This window comes from Occallatibacter sp. FHG110214_02, assembly GCF_059115385.1.
Window position 1 is genome coordinate 1 of record NZ_JBZYWK010000034.1, and the last position, 17,326, is coordinate 17,326.

The 17,326-nt window shown below is 57.9% G+C and carries 10 protein-coding genes and 1 other RNA gene; 8 read left to right on the plus strand and 3 right to left on the minus strand.

The genetic code is table 11. From position 1 onward, the window contains the following. Positions 1-625 precede the first annotated feature (625 nt). Both AC5S3R_RS19230 and rnpB read right to left on the minus strand, forming a co-directional pair. Positions 626-1,918 carry an aminotransferase class V-fold PLP-dependent enzyme gene (locus AC5S3R_RS19230; RefSeq protein WP_494268811.1) on the minus strand — a complete coding sequence of 431 codons (1,293 nt, stop codon included), beginning with the start codon at positions 1,916-1,918 and terminating at the stop codon, positions 626-628. Positions 1,919-2,063: 145 nt separating this feature from the next. Beyond that, an RNA gene (gene rnpB / locus AC5S3R_RS19235) (RNase P RNA component class A) lies at positions 2,064-2,507 on the minus strand. 214 nt (positions 2,508-2,721) lie between these two features. Between rnpB and AC5S3R_RS19240 the strand changes: the two genes are divergently transcribed. The 5 genes from AC5S3R_RS19240 to AC5S3R_RS19260 all read left to right on the plus strand — a co-directional run bounded on the left by AC5S3R_RS19240 (position 2,722) and on the right by AC5S3R_RS19260 (position 9,690). Beyond that, positions 2,722-5,535: a sensor histidine kinase gene (locus AC5S3R_RS19240; protein ID WP_494268812.1), complete on the plus strand. Its 2,814-nt coding sequence runs from the start codon at positions 2,722-2,724 to the stop codon at positions 5,533-5,535. Positions 5,536-5,765: 230 nt separating this feature from the next. After that, positions 5,766-6,413: a response regulator gene (locus AC5S3R_RS19245; RefSeq protein ID WP_494268813.1), complete on the plus strand. Its 648-nt coding sequence runs from the start codon at positions 5,766-5,768 to the stop codon at positions 6,411-6,413. A 99-nt stretch (positions 6,414-6,512) separates the two neighbouring features. Continuing rightward, the gene (locus tag AC5S3R_RS19250) at positions 6,513-7,031 is read left to right on the plus strand and encodes a hypothetical protein (protein WP_494268814.1); all 519 of its coding nucleotides are present in this window, start codon (positions 6,513-6,515) and stop codon (positions 7,029-7,031) included. A gap of 76 nt (positions 7,032-7,107) precedes the next feature. Further along, a complete protein-coding gene (gene ampH, locus AC5S3R_RS19255) occupies positions 7,108-8,340 on the plus strand; it encodes a D-alanyl-D-alanine-carboxypeptidase/endopeptidase AmpH (RefSeq protein ID WP_494268815.1) in 1,233 nt (410 codons plus the stop codon). A 264-nt stretch (positions 8,341-8,604) separates the two neighbouring features. Next, the gene (locus AC5S3R_RS19260; RefSeq protein WP_494268816.1) at positions 8,605-9,690 is read left to right on the plus strand and encodes a methyl-accepting chemotaxis protein; all 1,086 of its coding nucleotides are present in this window, start codon (positions 8,605-8,607) and stop codon (positions 9,688-9,690) included. A gap of 67 nt (positions 9,691-9,757) precedes the next feature. On the opposite strand, the gene AC5S3R_RS19265 is transcribed toward AC5S3R_RS19260, so the two are convergent. After that, the gene (locus tag AC5S3R_RS19265) at positions 9,758-10,933 is read right to left on the minus strand and encodes a patatin-like phospholipase family protein (RefSeq protein WP_494268817.1); all 1,176 of its coding nucleotides are present in this window, start codon (positions 10,931-10,933) and stop codon (positions 9,758-9,760) included. A gap of 70 nt (positions 10,934-11,003) precedes the next feature. Between AC5S3R_RS19265 and AC5S3R_RS19270 the strand changes: the two genes are divergently transcribed. From AC5S3R_RS19270 to AC5S3R_RS19280, 3 genes are all read left to right on the plus strand, one after another. Beyond that, a complete protein-coding gene (locus tag AC5S3R_RS19270; protein ID WP_494268818.1) occupies positions 11,004-11,543 on the plus strand; it encodes a hypothetical protein in 540 nt (179 codons plus the stop codon). Positions 11,544-11,889: 346 nt separating this feature from the next. Then, positions 11,890-13,305: a toll/interleukin-1 receptor domain-containing protein gene (locus AC5S3R_RS19275; RefSeq protein WP_494268819.1), complete on the plus strand. Its 1,416-nt coding sequence runs from the start codon at positions 11,890-11,892 to the stop codon at positions 13,303-13,305. Positions 13,306-13,314: 9 nt separating this feature from the next. Further along, positions 13,315-17,322: a WD40 repeat domain-containing protein gene (locus AC5S3R_RS19280; protein ID WP_494268820.1), complete on the plus strand. Its 4,008-nt coding sequence runs from the start codon at positions 13,315-13,317 to the stop codon at positions 17,320-17,322. The last annotated feature ends 4 nt before the right edge of the window (positions 17,323-17,326 follow it).

Consider the following 17,326-nt stretch of genomic DNA (forward strand, 5'->3'; position numbering starts at 1 on the left):
ACAGTTTCACAGTCCCGGTATCAAGAGGGGGGCCTCCTGCCTGATGCGCAGAGATTCAAAAACATGTCTCAGGGGCTAAAGCCTCAGTGCTTTCTTTTGGCCTTGATTGCCGGGGATAAATCCCCGGCCTGCTTTTTGTTTCTAATGCGCCCGGTGCTGTTGGCTTTCTCGTAATGCGTTTTAAATCAATTGGTTAGGTGCGGAACTTGGTGCTTATTGATTGGTTAACAGGTTTCTGAAAAGTGGTTACTTTTCAGAAAAAATAGCGCGAAAAAACTTTTTTGTGGTCTGGAAAGACAGAAAGCCCGGTTCGTCAGAACCGGGCTTTCTTGTTGGTGATTTTGAGTATGGCATATATGGGGTTAATTGAGCGCAAGAGTTATCCACAGATTTGGGATTTATTTTGCATGCTTGCGGATAAGGAAAAACGTGGGGGCTGAAGCCCGGTACTACTAGTGGCTTTTTCGGCACGACTGAAGTCGTGCCCTGATACGAGGCTCAAGTCTGGTGGGAGTTCATCCCACCCTTCTCCACCCTAGCGAGCACAAATCGCTCGCCGGGGGCCCCGGTGCGGAAGAAAAAAGCCGCAAGGATGGGGCACGGGAGATTTGTGGGGTGGCGGGAGTTATACGGCCAGTGTGCGGATTGCGCTTACCAGCTTGTCCAGGTCCGCAATCTGCGTATAAACGTGCGGGGTGACGCGTACGCACTGAATCTTGCCGTGAGAAATCGCTACGACATGAATCTTGTACTGGGTAAACAGCGCTTGCGCCACGTCATAGGGCTTCATGCCTTCAATTCCGACGCCGCAAATTGCGCAGGAGTAGCGTGCATCGAGTGAGGTGTAGAGCTTTACCTTCGGAATCTCGTGCACCTGCTTCGCCCAGTAGTCCTTCAGATAGCGGATGCGTTCTTCCTTGCGCTTTGGCCCAATGCCCACGTGAAAGTTGATAGCCTCGCCAATGCCCTGCTCCAGCGGAAACGAGCGCGTGCCCAGTTGCTCAAACTTGCGGATGTCCGCCGAGTGCGGGTCGTTTGCGCAGGTGAGCGGATATATTTTTGCGATGTGCTCCTTCTTCATCCACAGCATGCCGCTGCCGATGGGCGCGGAGAGGAATTTGTGCAGGCTGGTGCCAAAGTAGTCGCAGCCAAGGTCAGGCACTTTGAAGTCCATCAGGCCGAACGAGTGCGCACCGTCGCAGATTACCTCAATGCCGTGTGCGTGAGCCATGGCGGAGATTTTTGCCACCGGCATAATCTGGCCCATCAGGTTGACCATGTGCGTTACGTGAATCAGCTTCGTCTTTGGCGTAATCATCTGCTCATACGCCTTTACGATGGCCTCGTCATCTTCCATCGGCAAATCAAAATTGATCTGCTTGTAGACAATCCCTTCGCGCATGGCCCGTTGCTTGTAGGCGTTAATCATGTTGGGGTAGTCCTGCACTGCCCCAATGACTTCCTCGCCTGGCTTTAGCTCCATGCCGAAAATCATGGTGTTGAGCGCTTCGGTGGAGTTGCGGTTGATGGCAATTTCGTTCGGGTCGGCACCGGCGAGACGGGCAAGCTTTTCACGCAGCGGCTCGCGGCCCTGGTCCATAATCTGCCACATGTAATAGGACGGACCTTCGTTGGCCATCTGGTTGTAGCGCTCGACGGCCTGCTGCACAACGATAGGCGCGGGAGAGACGCCGCCGTTGTTGAGATTGATGAGGTTGGGGTCCACGGAATATCCGCGCTGAATCACGCTCCAGTAGTCTTCGTTCTGCGCGGCGTCTGTGGCGCTCAGGCCGGTGAGTGCGGCAGAAGCGGTGGAGAACTCCGCCGCGTGCGCCTGCTGAAAGAGGCTGTTGGCGGAGAAAGCGCCAGCGAGGACAGCGGTGTTGCGCAGAAAGGAGCGGCGGCTGTTGTGGGTCATAATTCCAGACTGTAGCCCGAAGCCGCTGCACATGCCATGAAAATCTTTATGGCGAAGGGAAATATCTCTACGTAATAGAGATGAGAGACGAAGCTCAAAATGGCTCGGCCCCGCCAGGCGTCTACCTGAACGGGGCCGTTCACATTCGGCAAAAGGACTTTATAAGCCGAATTCTGTACGAAGCTCAAAGAGCTTCGCGGCGGTCATTCCTCTAGGCGCCGCGTCACCGCGGACACTCATCAGCGACCTACCCGGAGGTTTCGGCACTTGCTCGAGCCGCCTTGCCGCACCGGGCCGGTGCGGAGCACGCCCGTGGCTCTACGAGACGCGCTTTCCTCCCTATTTGGTCTTGCTCCGTGTGGGGTTTACCCTGCCTCTGGCGTTACCGTCAGAGCGGTGCGCTCTTACCGCACCTTTTCACCCTTACCCCGGTCTTGCTGGGGCGGTATCTTCTCTGTGGCACTGGCCGTCCACGGGCCTTGACGCCCGCGTCCCGGACGTTATCCGGCACACTGCCCTGCGGAGTTCGGACTTTCCTCCCCCGGTTGCCGCGGTAACGGCTCCCGGCAGCGACCGCCCGGTCCTCCTGCCGTCTCTTAGTTTACCGCAAAATCAGCCACTTATCCGCTATCATTCCCCTCATGCCGCGCAAGTCTTTTCCCGAGATTTGGGTGCCTCACCTCTCCCGAATTTGGAGATGTGGGATAGCTGCGTGGCTTTTCGCATTCCTGTTCACTCCCATTCCTACCCGTGCCCTTGAACCCACCACCCCTCTTGCCAATCTCAACCGGCAGAGCTGGGTGATGGAAAACGGCCTCCCGCAGAACACCATCCAGGCCATGGCGCAAACGGCCGACGGTTTTCTCTGGCTCGGGACCGAAGCCGGCCTCGTCCGCTTCGACGGTGTGCAATTTGCCGTCTTTGACCGCAACTCCAAACCCGCTCTCCCCGGCAATGACATCCGCGCCCTGCTCGCCGCCCCCGATGGTGCTCTCTGGATCGGCACCGGCGATGGCCTCGCCCGCCTCGACCGCGGTGTGCTCACTGTCTTTACCATCGCCCAGGGACTGCCGGGCAACTCTGTTCGCGCCCTCATTCCCGCAACCAACGGCGGCATAGTCATTGATACCGACAACGGTCCGGCCCGCTTGGATGGAATCCGCGTTATCCCGATCCCATCCGCTCTTGAGAACAACCAGCTCCACGTCATCTTCCCCAGCGGAGATACCGCAAGGGCCTCGCAAGGCGTCCTCACCCTCGTCCGCGCTAACAAAACCGAAACCCGCTTCGAAGCAGGCAAACAGCTCCCCGGCACCCGCATCCAGGCCCTGCTCGTAGACTCGCAGGGCGCACTCTGGATAGGAACCAACCGCGGTCTTGCCCGCTGGGTTCCAGACAAGTCAGCAGGCAAACTCGACCGCCTGCCGCAGACAGACCCCCTGGCCATCGCCTCCGTTCTCAACCTGCTCGAAGACCGCGAAGGCAATCTCTGGGTCGGCACGGAGACCAGCGGCCTCCACGTCCTCCGCGACCAGCGCTTCAGCTACATCGGTGCTCGCGAAGGCCTCAGTTCCGACTCGATCACCGCCATTACGCAGGACTCCGCTGGCCGCCTCTGGGTCGGCACCAACGGCGGCAGCCTCAACGCCATCCGGCTCACCCCGCCTCCCAATCAGGTGACCAAGCCCGGCGAACCATCCATCTACTCGCTCCACTTCGGCCTGCTCAGCAAAGTCATCCTCTCGCTTGCAGCCGGGCCCAACAATGATCTTTGGGTTGGCACTCCCGACGGCCTTAACCGTGTCCGGGGTTCGGCGATAGATGCCTACACTTCTGCCGATGGGCTTCCTGACGACTTTATCCGCTCGCTGCGCGTGGATAAAGATGGCTCCCTGTGGATTGGCACACGCCGCGGATTGGCTCACTGGACCTTCGATTCCGACGGCCGCGAAATTGCCAACAGCCGGATTTACACTACTGCCAACGGACTCGGCTCCAACTTCGTCGGCGCAATGACGCGGGATGCCCATGGCGATTTATGGGTGGCTACGCTTGGCGGCCTCAGCTGCATTCGCGGTGGCAAAATCACTACCTACACCACAGCCAGCGGACTTTCCAGCAACGTCATCACCGCTTTGCTTGCGCGGCCCGACGGCACGCTCTTCATCGGCACAGAAGACCACGGCTGGAACCTCTGGAATGGCAGCACCTTTCATCCCATTGCCCACCCTGACGCCAAAGGCGGCATAGAAACCACTGGCATTCATGCCATTCTTGAGGACGGCCTCGGTCATCTCTGGCTCACCACCACCGGCGGCATCGCGCGTTGCGATATCGGCTCCATCAATCCCGCGCACCCGCCCACCTCCTGCCCCAACTGGGTGGAGTTCGGCCCCTCGGACGGTTTGCGCAGCCGCCAGACCGCCGCCATGGGCCACCCCTCTGCTATCCGCAGCGCCTCCGGAACCATCTTTTTCGCTACACCCAAAGGCCTGTTGACGCTCAGCCCGGCGCGTTTCCCGGTCAACTCCGTCCCGCCGCCTGTCGTCATCGAGCGCTTCGCCGTAGACGACTTCGACCAGCCCGTCAGTCTTGGCCACGGCCCAACCGGCGCCTCCAATGCGCCTCTGCAGGTTGCCGCCGAACACGTCCACTTCCAGTTTGACTACGCCGCGCTCAGCTTTACCGCTCCGCAAAAAGTTCGCTATCGCTACATGCTGGAAGGCTTCGACAAAACATGGACCGAGGCCGCCACTCGCCGAACGGCGTATTACACCAACATTCCGCCGGGGAAATACACCTTCCGCGTGCAGGCCGCCAACAATGACGGCGTCTGGAACACCACCGGAGCCTCGCTTGCCTTCGAGCTGCGCCCGCATTACTACCAGACACCCTGGTTCTATGCCGCGCTTGTTCTTGCGCTTGTGCTGCTTGCTATTTTTGTTATCCGGTACCGCCTTAGCCGCGTTGAGCGCGAGTTTCAGGCAGTTCTGGCCGAACGTGGGCGCATCGCCCGTGAAATCCACGACACGCTGGCCCAAGGCTATGTAGGCGTAAGCGTGCAGTTGGAAGTGCTGGCTGAGCTTCTACGTAGAAATCGCCTGGACGCCGCGCAACAGACACTCGACGCTACTCGCGAGTCCGTCCGCGAAGGCCTCGCTGACGCGCGCCAGTCTATCTGGGCGCTGCGCTCTGAGGACTCGGGTGAAACGACCCTCCCTGTTCGCCTTCGCCGCATCACCGAGCAGGCCGGAAGCTCCACCCTCACTGCGCAATTTGCAATTTATGGCGCGTACCGCTCGCTGGCGAAAACCGCTGGCTCCAATCCGGAGCAGGAAATCCTCCGCATCGCCGAGGAGGCCATCCAGAATGCCACACGCCATGCCAGAGCAGGGCATCTGTGGGTGCAACTTAACTACCATCCGGCGGAAATTGAACTGGAAATCCGCGACGATGGCCGAGGCTTTAGCGCTCCCGCTGCAGGTATTGAGTCCCCGCAGGGGCACTACGGCCTGACCGGGATGCGTGAGCGCGCGGAGTCCATTGGCGCGACCCTCACGCTGACCAGCACGCCGGGCGAGGGAACAACCATCCGGCTGACGCTGCCGACCAAATGACAGCTATTAGCTCCTAGCCCTTAGCTTCTAGCTAATTGTCGCGAGAACAAAGCTGGGTGCGCCATCCATGCGCCATCTTGTTGTCGCATGGGTGGAATAACACTCCCTCTCGTTCTTCCACTTCCGAGCTAAAAGCTAAGAGCTAACAGCTAAAGGCTCTCTTCCTCCACCCACCGATGGATTCCCTTCTCCACCCATCCCTGCCACAATCGCGCATAATGGATAGCACTGTGCCTACCGAGTCAATCCGAGTTGTAGTTGTCGAAGACCATCATGTTGTCCGCGCCGGACTGATTGCCTTGCTCAATGTTGCCGATGGTATTGAAGTTGTGAGCCAGGCCGCCGACGGTGTGGAAGCCATTACGCAAATCCGCAAGCACCAGCCTGACATCACGCTTGTGGACCTTCGCCTGCCGCGTCTCTCGGGCGTCGAAGTCATTGAGCGCATCCGCATGGAAACCCCCGGCTCGCGCTTCATTGTCCTTACCACTTATGACGGCGACGAAGACATCTATCGCGCCCTGCAGGCCGGTGCGCGAGCCTACCTGCTCAAGGGCATGACGAGCGAAGAGCTAATCTCCACCATTCATGCTGTTCATGCAGGGAAACAGCATATTCCCGCTGCCGTGGCGCAGCGCCTTGCCGAACGCATCGGCACAGAAGAGCTGACGCAGCGCGAGTTCGATGTGCTGGAACAGATTGTTCATGGCAAAAGTAACAAGGAGATTGCCTCCGAGCTGGAAATCTCCGAGGCTACGGTGAAGACGCATATCAACAGCCTTCTGGGCAAGCTGGGCGTAACCGACCGCACGCAGGCAGCAACCGCTGCTATTCAACGCGGCATTGTTCCGCTGGAGTCCCTTCGCAAGAAGAGCTGAGACAAAAAAGAAGAGACGGAGACTTGTAACAGGGCATGGCTTCCGCCGTGCGGATAAGCTTGAGTCAGGACTAGGACTTTAGCCCCTGAGGAATCTCGTTTGAACCGCGCCATTGTTTTTTTCTGTGCCGCACTCTTCGCCAGCCTCTCCGCTTCCGCGCAGCGCCATGCAACATGGCATCAGGCCACGCCTGCGCAGCTTGCGTCGATTCTTCCGGACCGCGCTCCTGTAGAAAAAGAACACATTGAAACCGAGATGCGCACCGCTACCGGCATCGTGGACAGCCACGGTCACTACATTGCCGGAGTTGTTCTGCTCACCGCGGGATATTCGGCAGAAGGCAAGTACTCGCATTACATGGTTGTGCAAGCTCCCATCGCTATTGGTGGCATTCTCTTCAAGCCCGGCGACTATGCCTTTGGCTGGACCCGCTCCGACGACGGCGAAGTGCTCAGCGTGCATTTCAACGTAGCCGCTACCGGTGCGTTAGTTGGCACCGCTGCTGCTCATCGCATAACCGGCACAACCCGCGTGGAAAGCCTCCACATCTGGCCGCCGGACCGCGCTATTCTGCAAATCGGGCGCTTCTCCATTCCTTATGAAATCAAAGAGCAGTAAACAGGTGACAGGTTGCAGTTCTCGCACGGAAAAACTGTCGCCTGTAGCCTTCAACCTGTAACCTGATTTCAGAGCTATGCGCCTTGCCAGAGTTATCCCTGCACTTCTTCTTGCCTTGTTGTGTGTTGCAACATATGCACAGACCGCTGCGCCGTCCGATTTGCAATTTGCCGCTACACTTGGCGAAGAGCTTTTTCAAAACTCCGGCGCTACCGGGATGGTTCTTGTCATTGTCCGCGATAACCAGGTTCTCTTCCACGGCTACGGCGAAACCGCGCCCGGTTCGCACACGCTTCCTACGCAGGATTCCGTCCTTCGCCTCTGTTCTCTGACGAAAATTTTCACTACGGATGTTCTGGCCAAGCTGGCTGCCGACAAGACTGTTCGCCTCAGCGACACGTTGCAGCGCTATGCCCCTGCACGAACTCTTGTTCCGCGCCGCATTCAGTCCATTACTCTGGAAGACCTGGCTACGCATACGTCGGGTCTTCCTCGCGAAGTTACGCCTGTTCCTCGCGGTACGCCGCACTTTACTTTTCCGGACCACGCTACGCGCTGGAGCTGGCTGCCCCGGCAGCAGCTCAAATCCACGCCTGGAATGGTTGCACTTTACTCCAATGTGGCGTTTGATTTGCTCAGCGATGCGCTGCAAGCGGCTACGCACGAGCAGTATGCTGCGCTGCTGGCCGAGCGCACGCTGAACCCGCTGCACATGCGCAACACGACGTATTTCCCCAATGCCGTGCAATGCAGTCGCCTGCTGCAAGGTGCGCATGAGCAAGGCCCATGCACCAGCACCGAGCAGACCGCGGGCAGTTCCGGTCTCTACTCCACGGCAACGGACATGGCCATCTGGCTGCAGTACCTGCTCAGCGATTCCACTGTTGCGCAACAGCCATCGGCGCAGTCTACTTATCTGCTGCCAGCGAAGCTGATTCGCCAGCAGGGCCTTGACCATGCAGGCGCGCCAAGCGGCATTGGCCTGGGCTGGATTCATATTCTGCCTGCGGACAGTCCTTCGCACATCATTGAAAAGACCGGCGGCGGGGCGGGCTTTCAGACCTACATCGCCATCAACCATACGCATCATACGGCTATCTTTGTGGCTGCTACCGATGGTGCGGAAAAGCCGCTACTCGCTACATCCGGCACGGCTGCGCCGACTCCGCGCCCCAACCTCTTTTATGGAGCCAACCAGTTGCTTGCCGCAGTTGCCGGCTTGCCGCCACTTCCTCCGCCACCGCCAGTCCGCATCCGCAAGGCCGCGCCGGTTCGCAAGCAAACACGAGTGCACCGTCGCCGCAGATAGCGCCTCACTCAAATGGCAGTCTGCATGTGAGCCAGCGCACATGGGTAAGTGAGAGCTTCCCATAAACGGAACGTGTGCTCCGTTTATGGGAAACTCTTTCTCGTTGCGTCAAATTTATGCGCACACTTGCTTCCCTTTCCCACCGATGATGAACCTGAAGCGCGGTCGCATTCCGCGTTTGCTTATTGGGCAGGCTTTCGCCTCGTAAGACGGCTTCATCCCGGGCCATTTGTAACTTCTTTTTTGAAAGACGAGGGAAAGACCATGCGTAAGACGATCTTTGGAAGCAGGCACGAAGCAGCGAGCACTGGCCACGGCTCCGCAGCCGTTGCGGAAGCAGAGACAGCAGCGCCAGTGGCGATGGGGCATGCCAACGGTGCGGATGAGACGCTGCAGTGGTTCAAGCCGGCGTTTGATGCCTTGCCGGTGAATGCGATGTTTTGCGACCGCAACCTGATTTTGAGATACCTCAACAAGGCTTCGCGAAAGACGCTGCAGGAGCTTTCGCAGTACCTGCCGAAGCCGGTGGATCAGCTTGTCGGCAACTCGATTCATATCTTTCACAAGCGCACGGACCAGGTGGAGGATGTGCTTGGTGCAAAACATCACCACGGGAACCACAAGCTTCCTCATCGCGCCATTATTCAGCTTGGGCCGGAGAAGCTGGACCTCGACCTCGACGCGATTGTGAATGAAAGGGGCGAATATGTTGGCGTGGTGGTGGCCTGGAGCCTGACGACGAAGCGCCTTGAAGACATTGAGAAGGAGAAGAATGCGGCTGTGCGCGAGCACGTGTCGGAGGTGAACCGCCAGTTGCAGATGGTTTCAACGGCAGCGCTGGAGATTGAGTCATCGAGCGGCGAGGTGGCAAGGAATGCCGTTTCTGTGGAGTCGGCGACGAGGAAATTTTCTGACGCATCGAAAGACGGCATTGCGGCAATTGAGCATCTGCAGGAGTCGAGCGATGGTGTTGCGAGGATAGCCGACCTGATTGCTTCGATTGCGACGCAGACCTCCGTACTGGCGTTGAATGCGACGATTGAGGCGGCGCGTGCCGGGACGCATGGCAAGGGCTTCAGCGTAGTGGCCAGCGAGGTGAAGAAGCTGGCCGAGCAGACGGCTTCCGCGACGAGCGATATTCAGAGCAAGGTGACGACGATTCGCGGCGATATTACAACGGCCTTTCAGGCAATTGGAAAGATTGATTCTGAGTCGGGCGATCTGTCGAGCCTGGCGCAGCAGCTTGCCGCAGCGGCGGAAGAGCAGCGTGTTGCAACAAGAGAAGTGGCGCAGAGTGCGGAGCAGGCCGCGCAGACTACGGCGCGGATTGCGGGCACGAGCTCCATTTAAGCTGCGATTGGACAGCATGAGCCGCGTGCCTGATGCGTGCGTGGTTCATGCTGTTTGCACGGTGGATTTAGAGGAAGACTCCGAAGTGTTCGGGGTGTATGTCTTTTGCTGCGGCTTCGCCAATTTTGAGCAGTGCGGGGATGTTCTTCGGGTCATCCATTTTCTGAATCTCTTTTGAGTCCACGTTTGGAAAGCCTAGCTTCACGAGGCCCTTGTCGCTCAAGTCGGCGTTGTAGCGCGCATAGAGAAAGCTGCGGCCCTGGTCTTCTTCCAGTGGAATTTTCGGCGCTTCGTAACACTGTTCCAGCGTCATTCCGGGTTGAATGCTGCGCGGCACAAGGTCCATCAGCTCACGATCAATCTCCGCACCAAAGGTGCAGCGGCCCACGGTGCGGCAGGAAATATCCTGATCTACCTGCATGGCGTGCATGAGGTCACCGGGAATCTCCGCCACGGTGGAGAAGACGCTGCGGTTGGGCGCAGAGGGCGTTGCTCCCGGCGTGTCTGAGATGCCTGTTCCCACGGAGATGAGCAGCAGGTTCTTCTCGCCCTTTGTCCAGTTGAGCCTGTAGGCGGGGTCCGTGGCCATGCGATACAGCGCGAAGGCCGGATTGTTGTAAGGCGTAACACCGCCATCGACGAAGACGGTTTTGCTGGAGGAATTGGACTCGTCCCACTGCATGACTTCCGGAGGAAAGAAGACCGGGGCCGCGGTGCTGGCGCGAACCAGCTTCCATAGAGGCACGTTGAGATTGCACTTCGGCCCCGGCGCGTTGTACTTGGCATCGGGGTTGCTGCTTACGGGCCACGGGGAATCTGTGGTGACGTTTTTTGTGACGATGAGCAGCAGGCATTTCAGATGCTCCGGCTGCAGCGTAGTGTCGGTTCCGAAGGTCTCCTGCAGTTGCTTGGTAAGCGGGCCGGAGGGATGCAGATGCCAGAGCCACTTTGGCAGCAGGGAACGCTTGAAGATGTTTTTTCCGTAATCCTGATAAAACTGGATGATTTGCTCCACGCTCATGCCACGGGCAAGGCTTGCGGCAATAATCGCGCCGGTGCTGGTTCCGCCAATGTAGTCAAAGTAATCGCACAGCGGCTTTCCGACTAGCTCTTCTATGCGCTTGAGAATGCCGAGCGTGATGAGGCCGCGGATTCCGCCGCCATCGAGTGCCAGCATGCGGCGGGGGCGGCTTTCGGAGTAGCGAGGCAGCAGATTTTTCCAGCGTTCGGGATGAATGGGCATGGCTTTCCTCAAAGCGAACAGTTGTGTTCATGGTGTTGGAGGCTGAGTACAATGGCCCTGGGGAGTGCAGATGATTGTAGCGCTGGCGGGACGGCGTGTCGATGCGGAGGGGCAGAAGGAGCCGCGCTTTCCTGCGACCCCGGAAACGATTACGATTGTCCGCCAAAGAATTCAGCAGGTACTGCGGAAGCTTGAGGCAACGGTGCTGGTGTGCTCTGCTGCGTGTGGTGCAGATTTGCTGGCGTTGGAAGAAGCGGGCAAGCTGGGACTGCGCCGCCGCGTGATTCTTCCCTTTGAGCGCGAAAAGTTTCGCTCGACTTCTGTAACAGACAGGCCGGGTGACTGGGGGCCGCTTTACGACGCGGTTATCGACGATATGCGGGCGCGAGGAGAACTCGTTGTGCTGCACGATGGGCCGGGTGAGGCTTATGTCGAAGCGGGTCACAGAATCATCGAGGAAGCTCTCGCATTAGGCGCGGCGCTTAAGCAGGACGTAGCGGTGGTGCGCGTATGGGAGGGCCACTCTCGTGGTGAAGGCGACGTGACGGAAGAGTTCGGACAGTACGCACAGGCTAGAGGCATATCCGTAACCGAAGTTATGACACGCTAAGTGCCGCCGGAACACCATAATCAAGAGGCTGCCGGTGAAGGCGGAAGATTTTGCGCGTGCCGAAATGAAAACGGTGTAGAATCATCACGTTTTCAAAAGACTTCTACGCATAGAGAAACATTTTCCCCAGGGTTGCGTAGAGCCGTTTTTGCAGGATGTTTTCCGCACCGATGACGGACCGCCGCAAAGACATAAAAAACACTCCCCTCTCTCAAGCGGATAACTCTGCCTTGCGCGTAGCGACGCGTGAGGAATCAGGAGTTCCAGCGAATATGCCATGGGCCCCGGCCACCATGCAGCCGGATTGGTTTTGACTCCAGAGAAAGACGCAGTACGGGGTTGCAACATGGACGACAGAGCGTGGGAGATACTCATTGACCGCATTCACGACGGCAAGGTGGTGCCGGTGATTGGCAGCCGCCTGCTGATGGGTGCGGATGGACATACTTCTCTGCAAGGGGAGATTGCGAAGCAATTGCTGCAGGACTATGGGATTCCCTGCGATGCGCCGCTGCCGTTGTTTCACGAGTTGAATGAAGCGGTCTCCATGGTGCTGACGCAGAAGGGTCGCGATAAGACGCAGGAGTTGTACGAGAGCGTTCACTACGCCATTCGCAGCGTGATTCGCGCACAAAGCGCGGCGGGCAAATCTCCCATTCCGGAGCCTATTCGGCAGCTTGCGCAGATTAGCGGCTTCCGGTTGTATGTAACGCTCACGTCGGATGACCTGCTGGCGCAGGCGCTCAAGACGCGTTCCGTGGTGAATGAGATTATCCACTCGCCGAATCAGCCTACGAGTGATGCGAAAGATTTGCCTCCGGGCTGGAAGCCACAGGCCGATGAGGTGCAACTGCTTTACATGTTTGGGAAGTCGAGCGCGTCTCCTTTGTTTTCCATTCATGAAGAGGACATGCTGGAGTACGCGCATAACGTCATTTCGCATGGTAAGCAGGTTCCGCGAGTCTTTCTTGAAGAGTTGCAGGAGCGCGACCTGCTGCTGGTGGGCTGTAATTTTCCGGACTGGATGGCGCGATTCTTTCTGCGTGCAACGAATCCGCCGCAGAAGCGGCTTTCGGAAAAGATAAGTCGCGCATGGCTGGTGGGGCCGCTGCCGCCGGAAGAAAATGACACATCGTTTACATGCTTTCTGCAGCGCTACACGCTGCAAACGGAGATTTTGTCGCAGAGTTCTCCCGCGGAGTTTGTTGCGGAGCTGCATCGGCGATGGACGGAGCAGTGCGGCAACGCGGCGCAGGCCGTTGATCCTGCGGAGGACACGGCACCGCCGCGCAGCACGGCGTTCTTCATCAGCTATTCGCGTTCAACGGATGCGGACAGCGCGCGGCAACTCTACGATTCGCTGCTGGCGCAGGGGTTGACCGAAGGCGAGCTATGGTATGACCGCCGAACCATTGAGCCCGGCGAAAATTATCAGCGCAAGATACTTGATGGCATTCGCCGCTGCCGTTACTTTCTGCCGCTGGTCTCGCAGGCGGCGGATGGACGCATGCGGGGTTTTGTCTTTCGCGAATGGGATGAGGCTACGGACCTGACGAAAGAGATGAACTTCGATTTCATTCTTCCGGTTGTTGTGGATTCCGAATGCCAGCCTAGCCTTTACAGCTCGCGATGGGTGGACCAGTGGCGCGAGAAGAAGATTGACTTTGGCCACGCGCCGGGTGGAGTTCCGGATGATGTGTTGAAGAAGCGGTTTACAGAGTTGGTGCGCGAAGTACACAAACAAAGAGTCACCATGAATTAAGGACTTGCCGTGAGTACACCAGCACAAGCGGAGAATGTTGCACAGCATCCAAATGGCGTTTATGTCCCCATGGGCCACGCGAAGGTGGATGCGCAAAATCCGTGGCCGGGGCCGGATGCTTATGACGAGGCTTCAAGCAATTTCTTCAAGGGGCGCGATGCGGAAGCGAAGCAGCTTCTTCGCCTGATACGGCTTGCGCCGCTGACGGCCTTGTATGGCAAGTCAGGGCTTGGAAAGACATCTGTATTGCAAGCGGGTCTCTTTCCTCTGCTGCGCGCGCAGCATTATCTGCCCGTGTTGTTGCGCCTTGATTTTGCGGAGGGCATGAAGGATGCGCCGCTGGACCAGGTCAAGAAGCATTTGCAGGCCGCGCTCGATCATGAACGTGCGGAGTATCCGCCGATGCAGCCGGACGAGAGCCTTTGGGAATATCTGCACCGTAAGAATGGTGAGTGCTGGAGCACGGATAATTTTCCTCTTACCCCGGTGCTGGTTTTCGACCAGTTTGAGGAGCTGTTTTCGCGTACGGGAGGCAATGCCGATTTAATCAGCGAGGTTTTTCATGAGCTTGCAGACCTGATTGAAAACCGTATTCCGCCGGAGCTTGCAAGTGAGGAGGCTGCGGACAAGCGTTCGCGCCTCGATTTGTTATCGCAGCACTACTGCATTGTTCTGTCGTTCCGCGAGGATTTTCTTCCAGAGATTCGCACATGGGAGAAGCAGGTTCCTTCATTGTTGCGGAATTATCTGCGGCTTGAGTCCATGTCGCGAGAGTGCGCTATTGAAGCAATTGAACAAAGCGGCAGCGCTGTTCTGGATAAGGGCGTAGCTCCGCTCATTGTCGATCTTGTTGGCAAGCGCGACCAGAAATCCGATAACGCAGATCTCTCGGAGATGACGATTGAGCCCGTGCTGTTGAGCCTGTGCTGTACGCAGCTCAACTTACGGCGCGCGCCTGGCAAATTGATTGATAAAGATTTAGTCGAGAAGACAGGCCAGGATATTCTCGAAAGCTTTTATTACAGCGCTCTTGAAGACCGTGAGGTGCAAGGCGAGCCGGACGTTGCGCACTTTATTGAGACGTATCTCATCCAGGGTGATCGCTTCCGTGGCGATTATCCGAGGCAGGAAGCGCTTGATGAGCACAAGCTGAGCGCGATTCAGTTAGCTGCGCTTACAGACAGGATTCGTCTGCTGCGAATTGTTCCCCGCACTGACACGGCGCGCATTGAGCTGATTCATGACAGGCTTGTGCCGATTGTGCGCAAAGCACGAGACCAGCGCAGAAGCCTTGCACTGCAGGAGGAGCAGCGGCGCAAGGCGGCGGAGGCAGAGGAAGAACGTGATAGAGAGCGCAAACACAACCAGGCGCTGCGGCATGAGCGTGACGTGGCGCGGTGGTGTGGTGCGTTGGTGCTGGGTATTGCTGTTCTGTGCATGGTTTTTGCCGTATGGGCATTGAAGGAGCAGCGAGACGCGAAGACCTTGCAGAGCCAGGCGGAGAATGCAGAGCGCGGCGAGAGAATCGCGGAGATGAAAGCAGTGCAGGGCCGTAAGCAGGCCGACTTTGCGCGAAAATCCGCTGAGCTGAATGAGCAGAAAGCTCTTGCTGCGGAGCAAAGAGCCAGGAACGAGGAGCAAGCTGCCGAGGATCTGCGGCAAAACTCGGTTGTCAGTTGGGAGACATCCCGCCTGGCCGAAGGCAAGCTGGCCTTGGGCAGAGGCCGCGAGCCGCTGGAGCAGACCATGTATCGCGCTTTGGCTGCTTATCGCCTCAGCACCACCAACGGGAGATTGTCGCAGACAAAATCCGCCAGCTTGAGCGCGCTGCAGTACGTGCTGGAAAGGTCCGGGCATCTTTCGCGCATCATTCGCACGCCTGCGCTTATTCCTACGCCCGGTCTGCAGTTCAGTCCTGATGGAAAAATTCTTGCTGCAGGTACGGACAATGGAACCATCTGGCTGCTTGATGCAGCAAGCTACCGCCATATCGGTACGCTCGATTGCACGCAGCCGTCCAGCGGAGAATCCGCATGGGCGCTGGCATTTAATGCTGATGGTTCCCGTCTTGCAGCGGGCTTCTACAGGAATGGAGCGCCGGGCCGCGGTTTGGTTTGCATCTTCGATGTGCCTGAGCGCAAGAGCATTCTCAAGTGGTCGAGCGTGGAACATGGAGGCCCGCCCGGCAATGTGGACAGTATTGCTTATGGCTCCAACGGTGGCCGCGAGCTTGTAGCGATTGGCGGGACTGACGGAATGCTGCGCGAGTTGGACGTGAGCACCGGAAAGCTGCTTCATCCGCCTACGCCGGCCAGGTCGGAAGTGGTGGCGGTTGATATTAGTCCGGATGGCAGCAGGATTGCCGCGGGTGGTTATGACGGCGTCATACGAGTATGGAATACAAAAGACCTCGACAACGCGAATGCAAAGCCAGAAGAGCTTCTTGGGCATGAATCTATCGTTGAGCAGGTCGCGTTTGCTCCTTCCAACTCGAATGTTCTTTTCTCCGGCGGCAATGATGGCCGTGTCTTTGTCTGGAATGTGAAAGGCCGTTGTGCGACTGAAAAGAGCAGCGCGCAGGAGGCCATCATCAACGGCATCGCTGTGAATCGCCAAGGCATCCTGGCGGTCGCGGGCGGAGATGGTTTTGTGCGGCTGTTCCGTCCTGAGAAGGCTGGCGCTCCATGTCCGGCAAAAGAGCCTCCGGCAATGCAGGTTCTTCCGGAAGGGGCGCTGCTCGGGCACTCCGGGCAAATCCTGGCGGTGGCGTTCAATCATGACGGCAACCGGCTTGCGTCCACTGGGCTCGACCGGTCGATTCATATCTGGTATCCCAGCACGGGCGGCTTTGCCAGCGCATTTCTTGCGCAGGAGCCGTCTCATGAATCAACGACTGTCATCGGGGTCAGCCCTGATGGAAAGTTCATTGCCGCAGGTGACAGCAAGGGGTACATCTCCCTTTGGCCTCATATCAGAGAGGGCGTAGAACCGGTAGCCCTGATGCCGCTTCGAGCATGGAAGGCGCACAACTCTGCTGTGCACAGCCTCATGTATCTGCAGAGAGGCAAGCAGTGGGTAATTATCAGCGGCGGCGATGACGGCATTCTCAAGAGCTGGGATGCCGGTTCAGGAAGACAGATTGGCGGCGAGATGGTGGATTCCACGTTGCCTATCCGTTCAATTACTTCTTCACCGGATGGAAAGACGCTGGCCGTGGGCAGCGCCGATGGAATTGTGCGGCTATGGAATCTCTCAACAGGCCGCGCAACTCTGATGATTCCTCCGCCCGGCACGCCGGAAGACAACGGGTTAAGCCCATCGAAAGGCCAGGAAGGCTATGAGCTAAACAGTGCCGCCTTCAGTGACGATGGCCGGTATCTCGCAATCGGTTCCAACTTTGAAGACCTGCGAGTAGTGGACCTGCGCAGTCCCATTGCCGGAAATCGTTTCAAGGAAAGCACGCTGTACGGGCAGCACATGGGCATCACTTCCATTGCTCACAGCCAACATGCGTGGCTGCTTTCCGGCGGCAGTGACGGCAGTATTCTTGAGTGGCAGCAGAAGGCCCTGGGCCAGCTTTCAAGAAAGAGCCTCGAGACGCTGGACCAGTTTGAATATCGCATGGGGTTCCGTGGCGCGCGCAACCCGGTGCCTATCCTGTCAATGGATGCAAGCAGAGATGGAAGGCTGATTCTTGCTGGCGGAAGAAGCGGCCAGATACAGCTTTGGGATGGCCTGAGCCATGAGCTGATTAGTGATCGCTTCACGGCGCACCAGGCTCCGGTCACCTCGGTTGCGCTTGCTCCGGATGCAAGCTTTTTTGTCACGGCCGACAAGTCAAACATCTTTGTATGGCCGGGGCCGGATCGCTGGGCCGATATTCTTTGCTCCAAGCTGAGCTGGAATATGAGCCGCCAGCACTGGCGCGAGTGGATCTCTCCCACGATTCCATACCGGGAGCAGTGCCCCGGACTTCCCATTGAAGCGGACGACGAGCAGCTTACCGCGCATCGGTAGAATG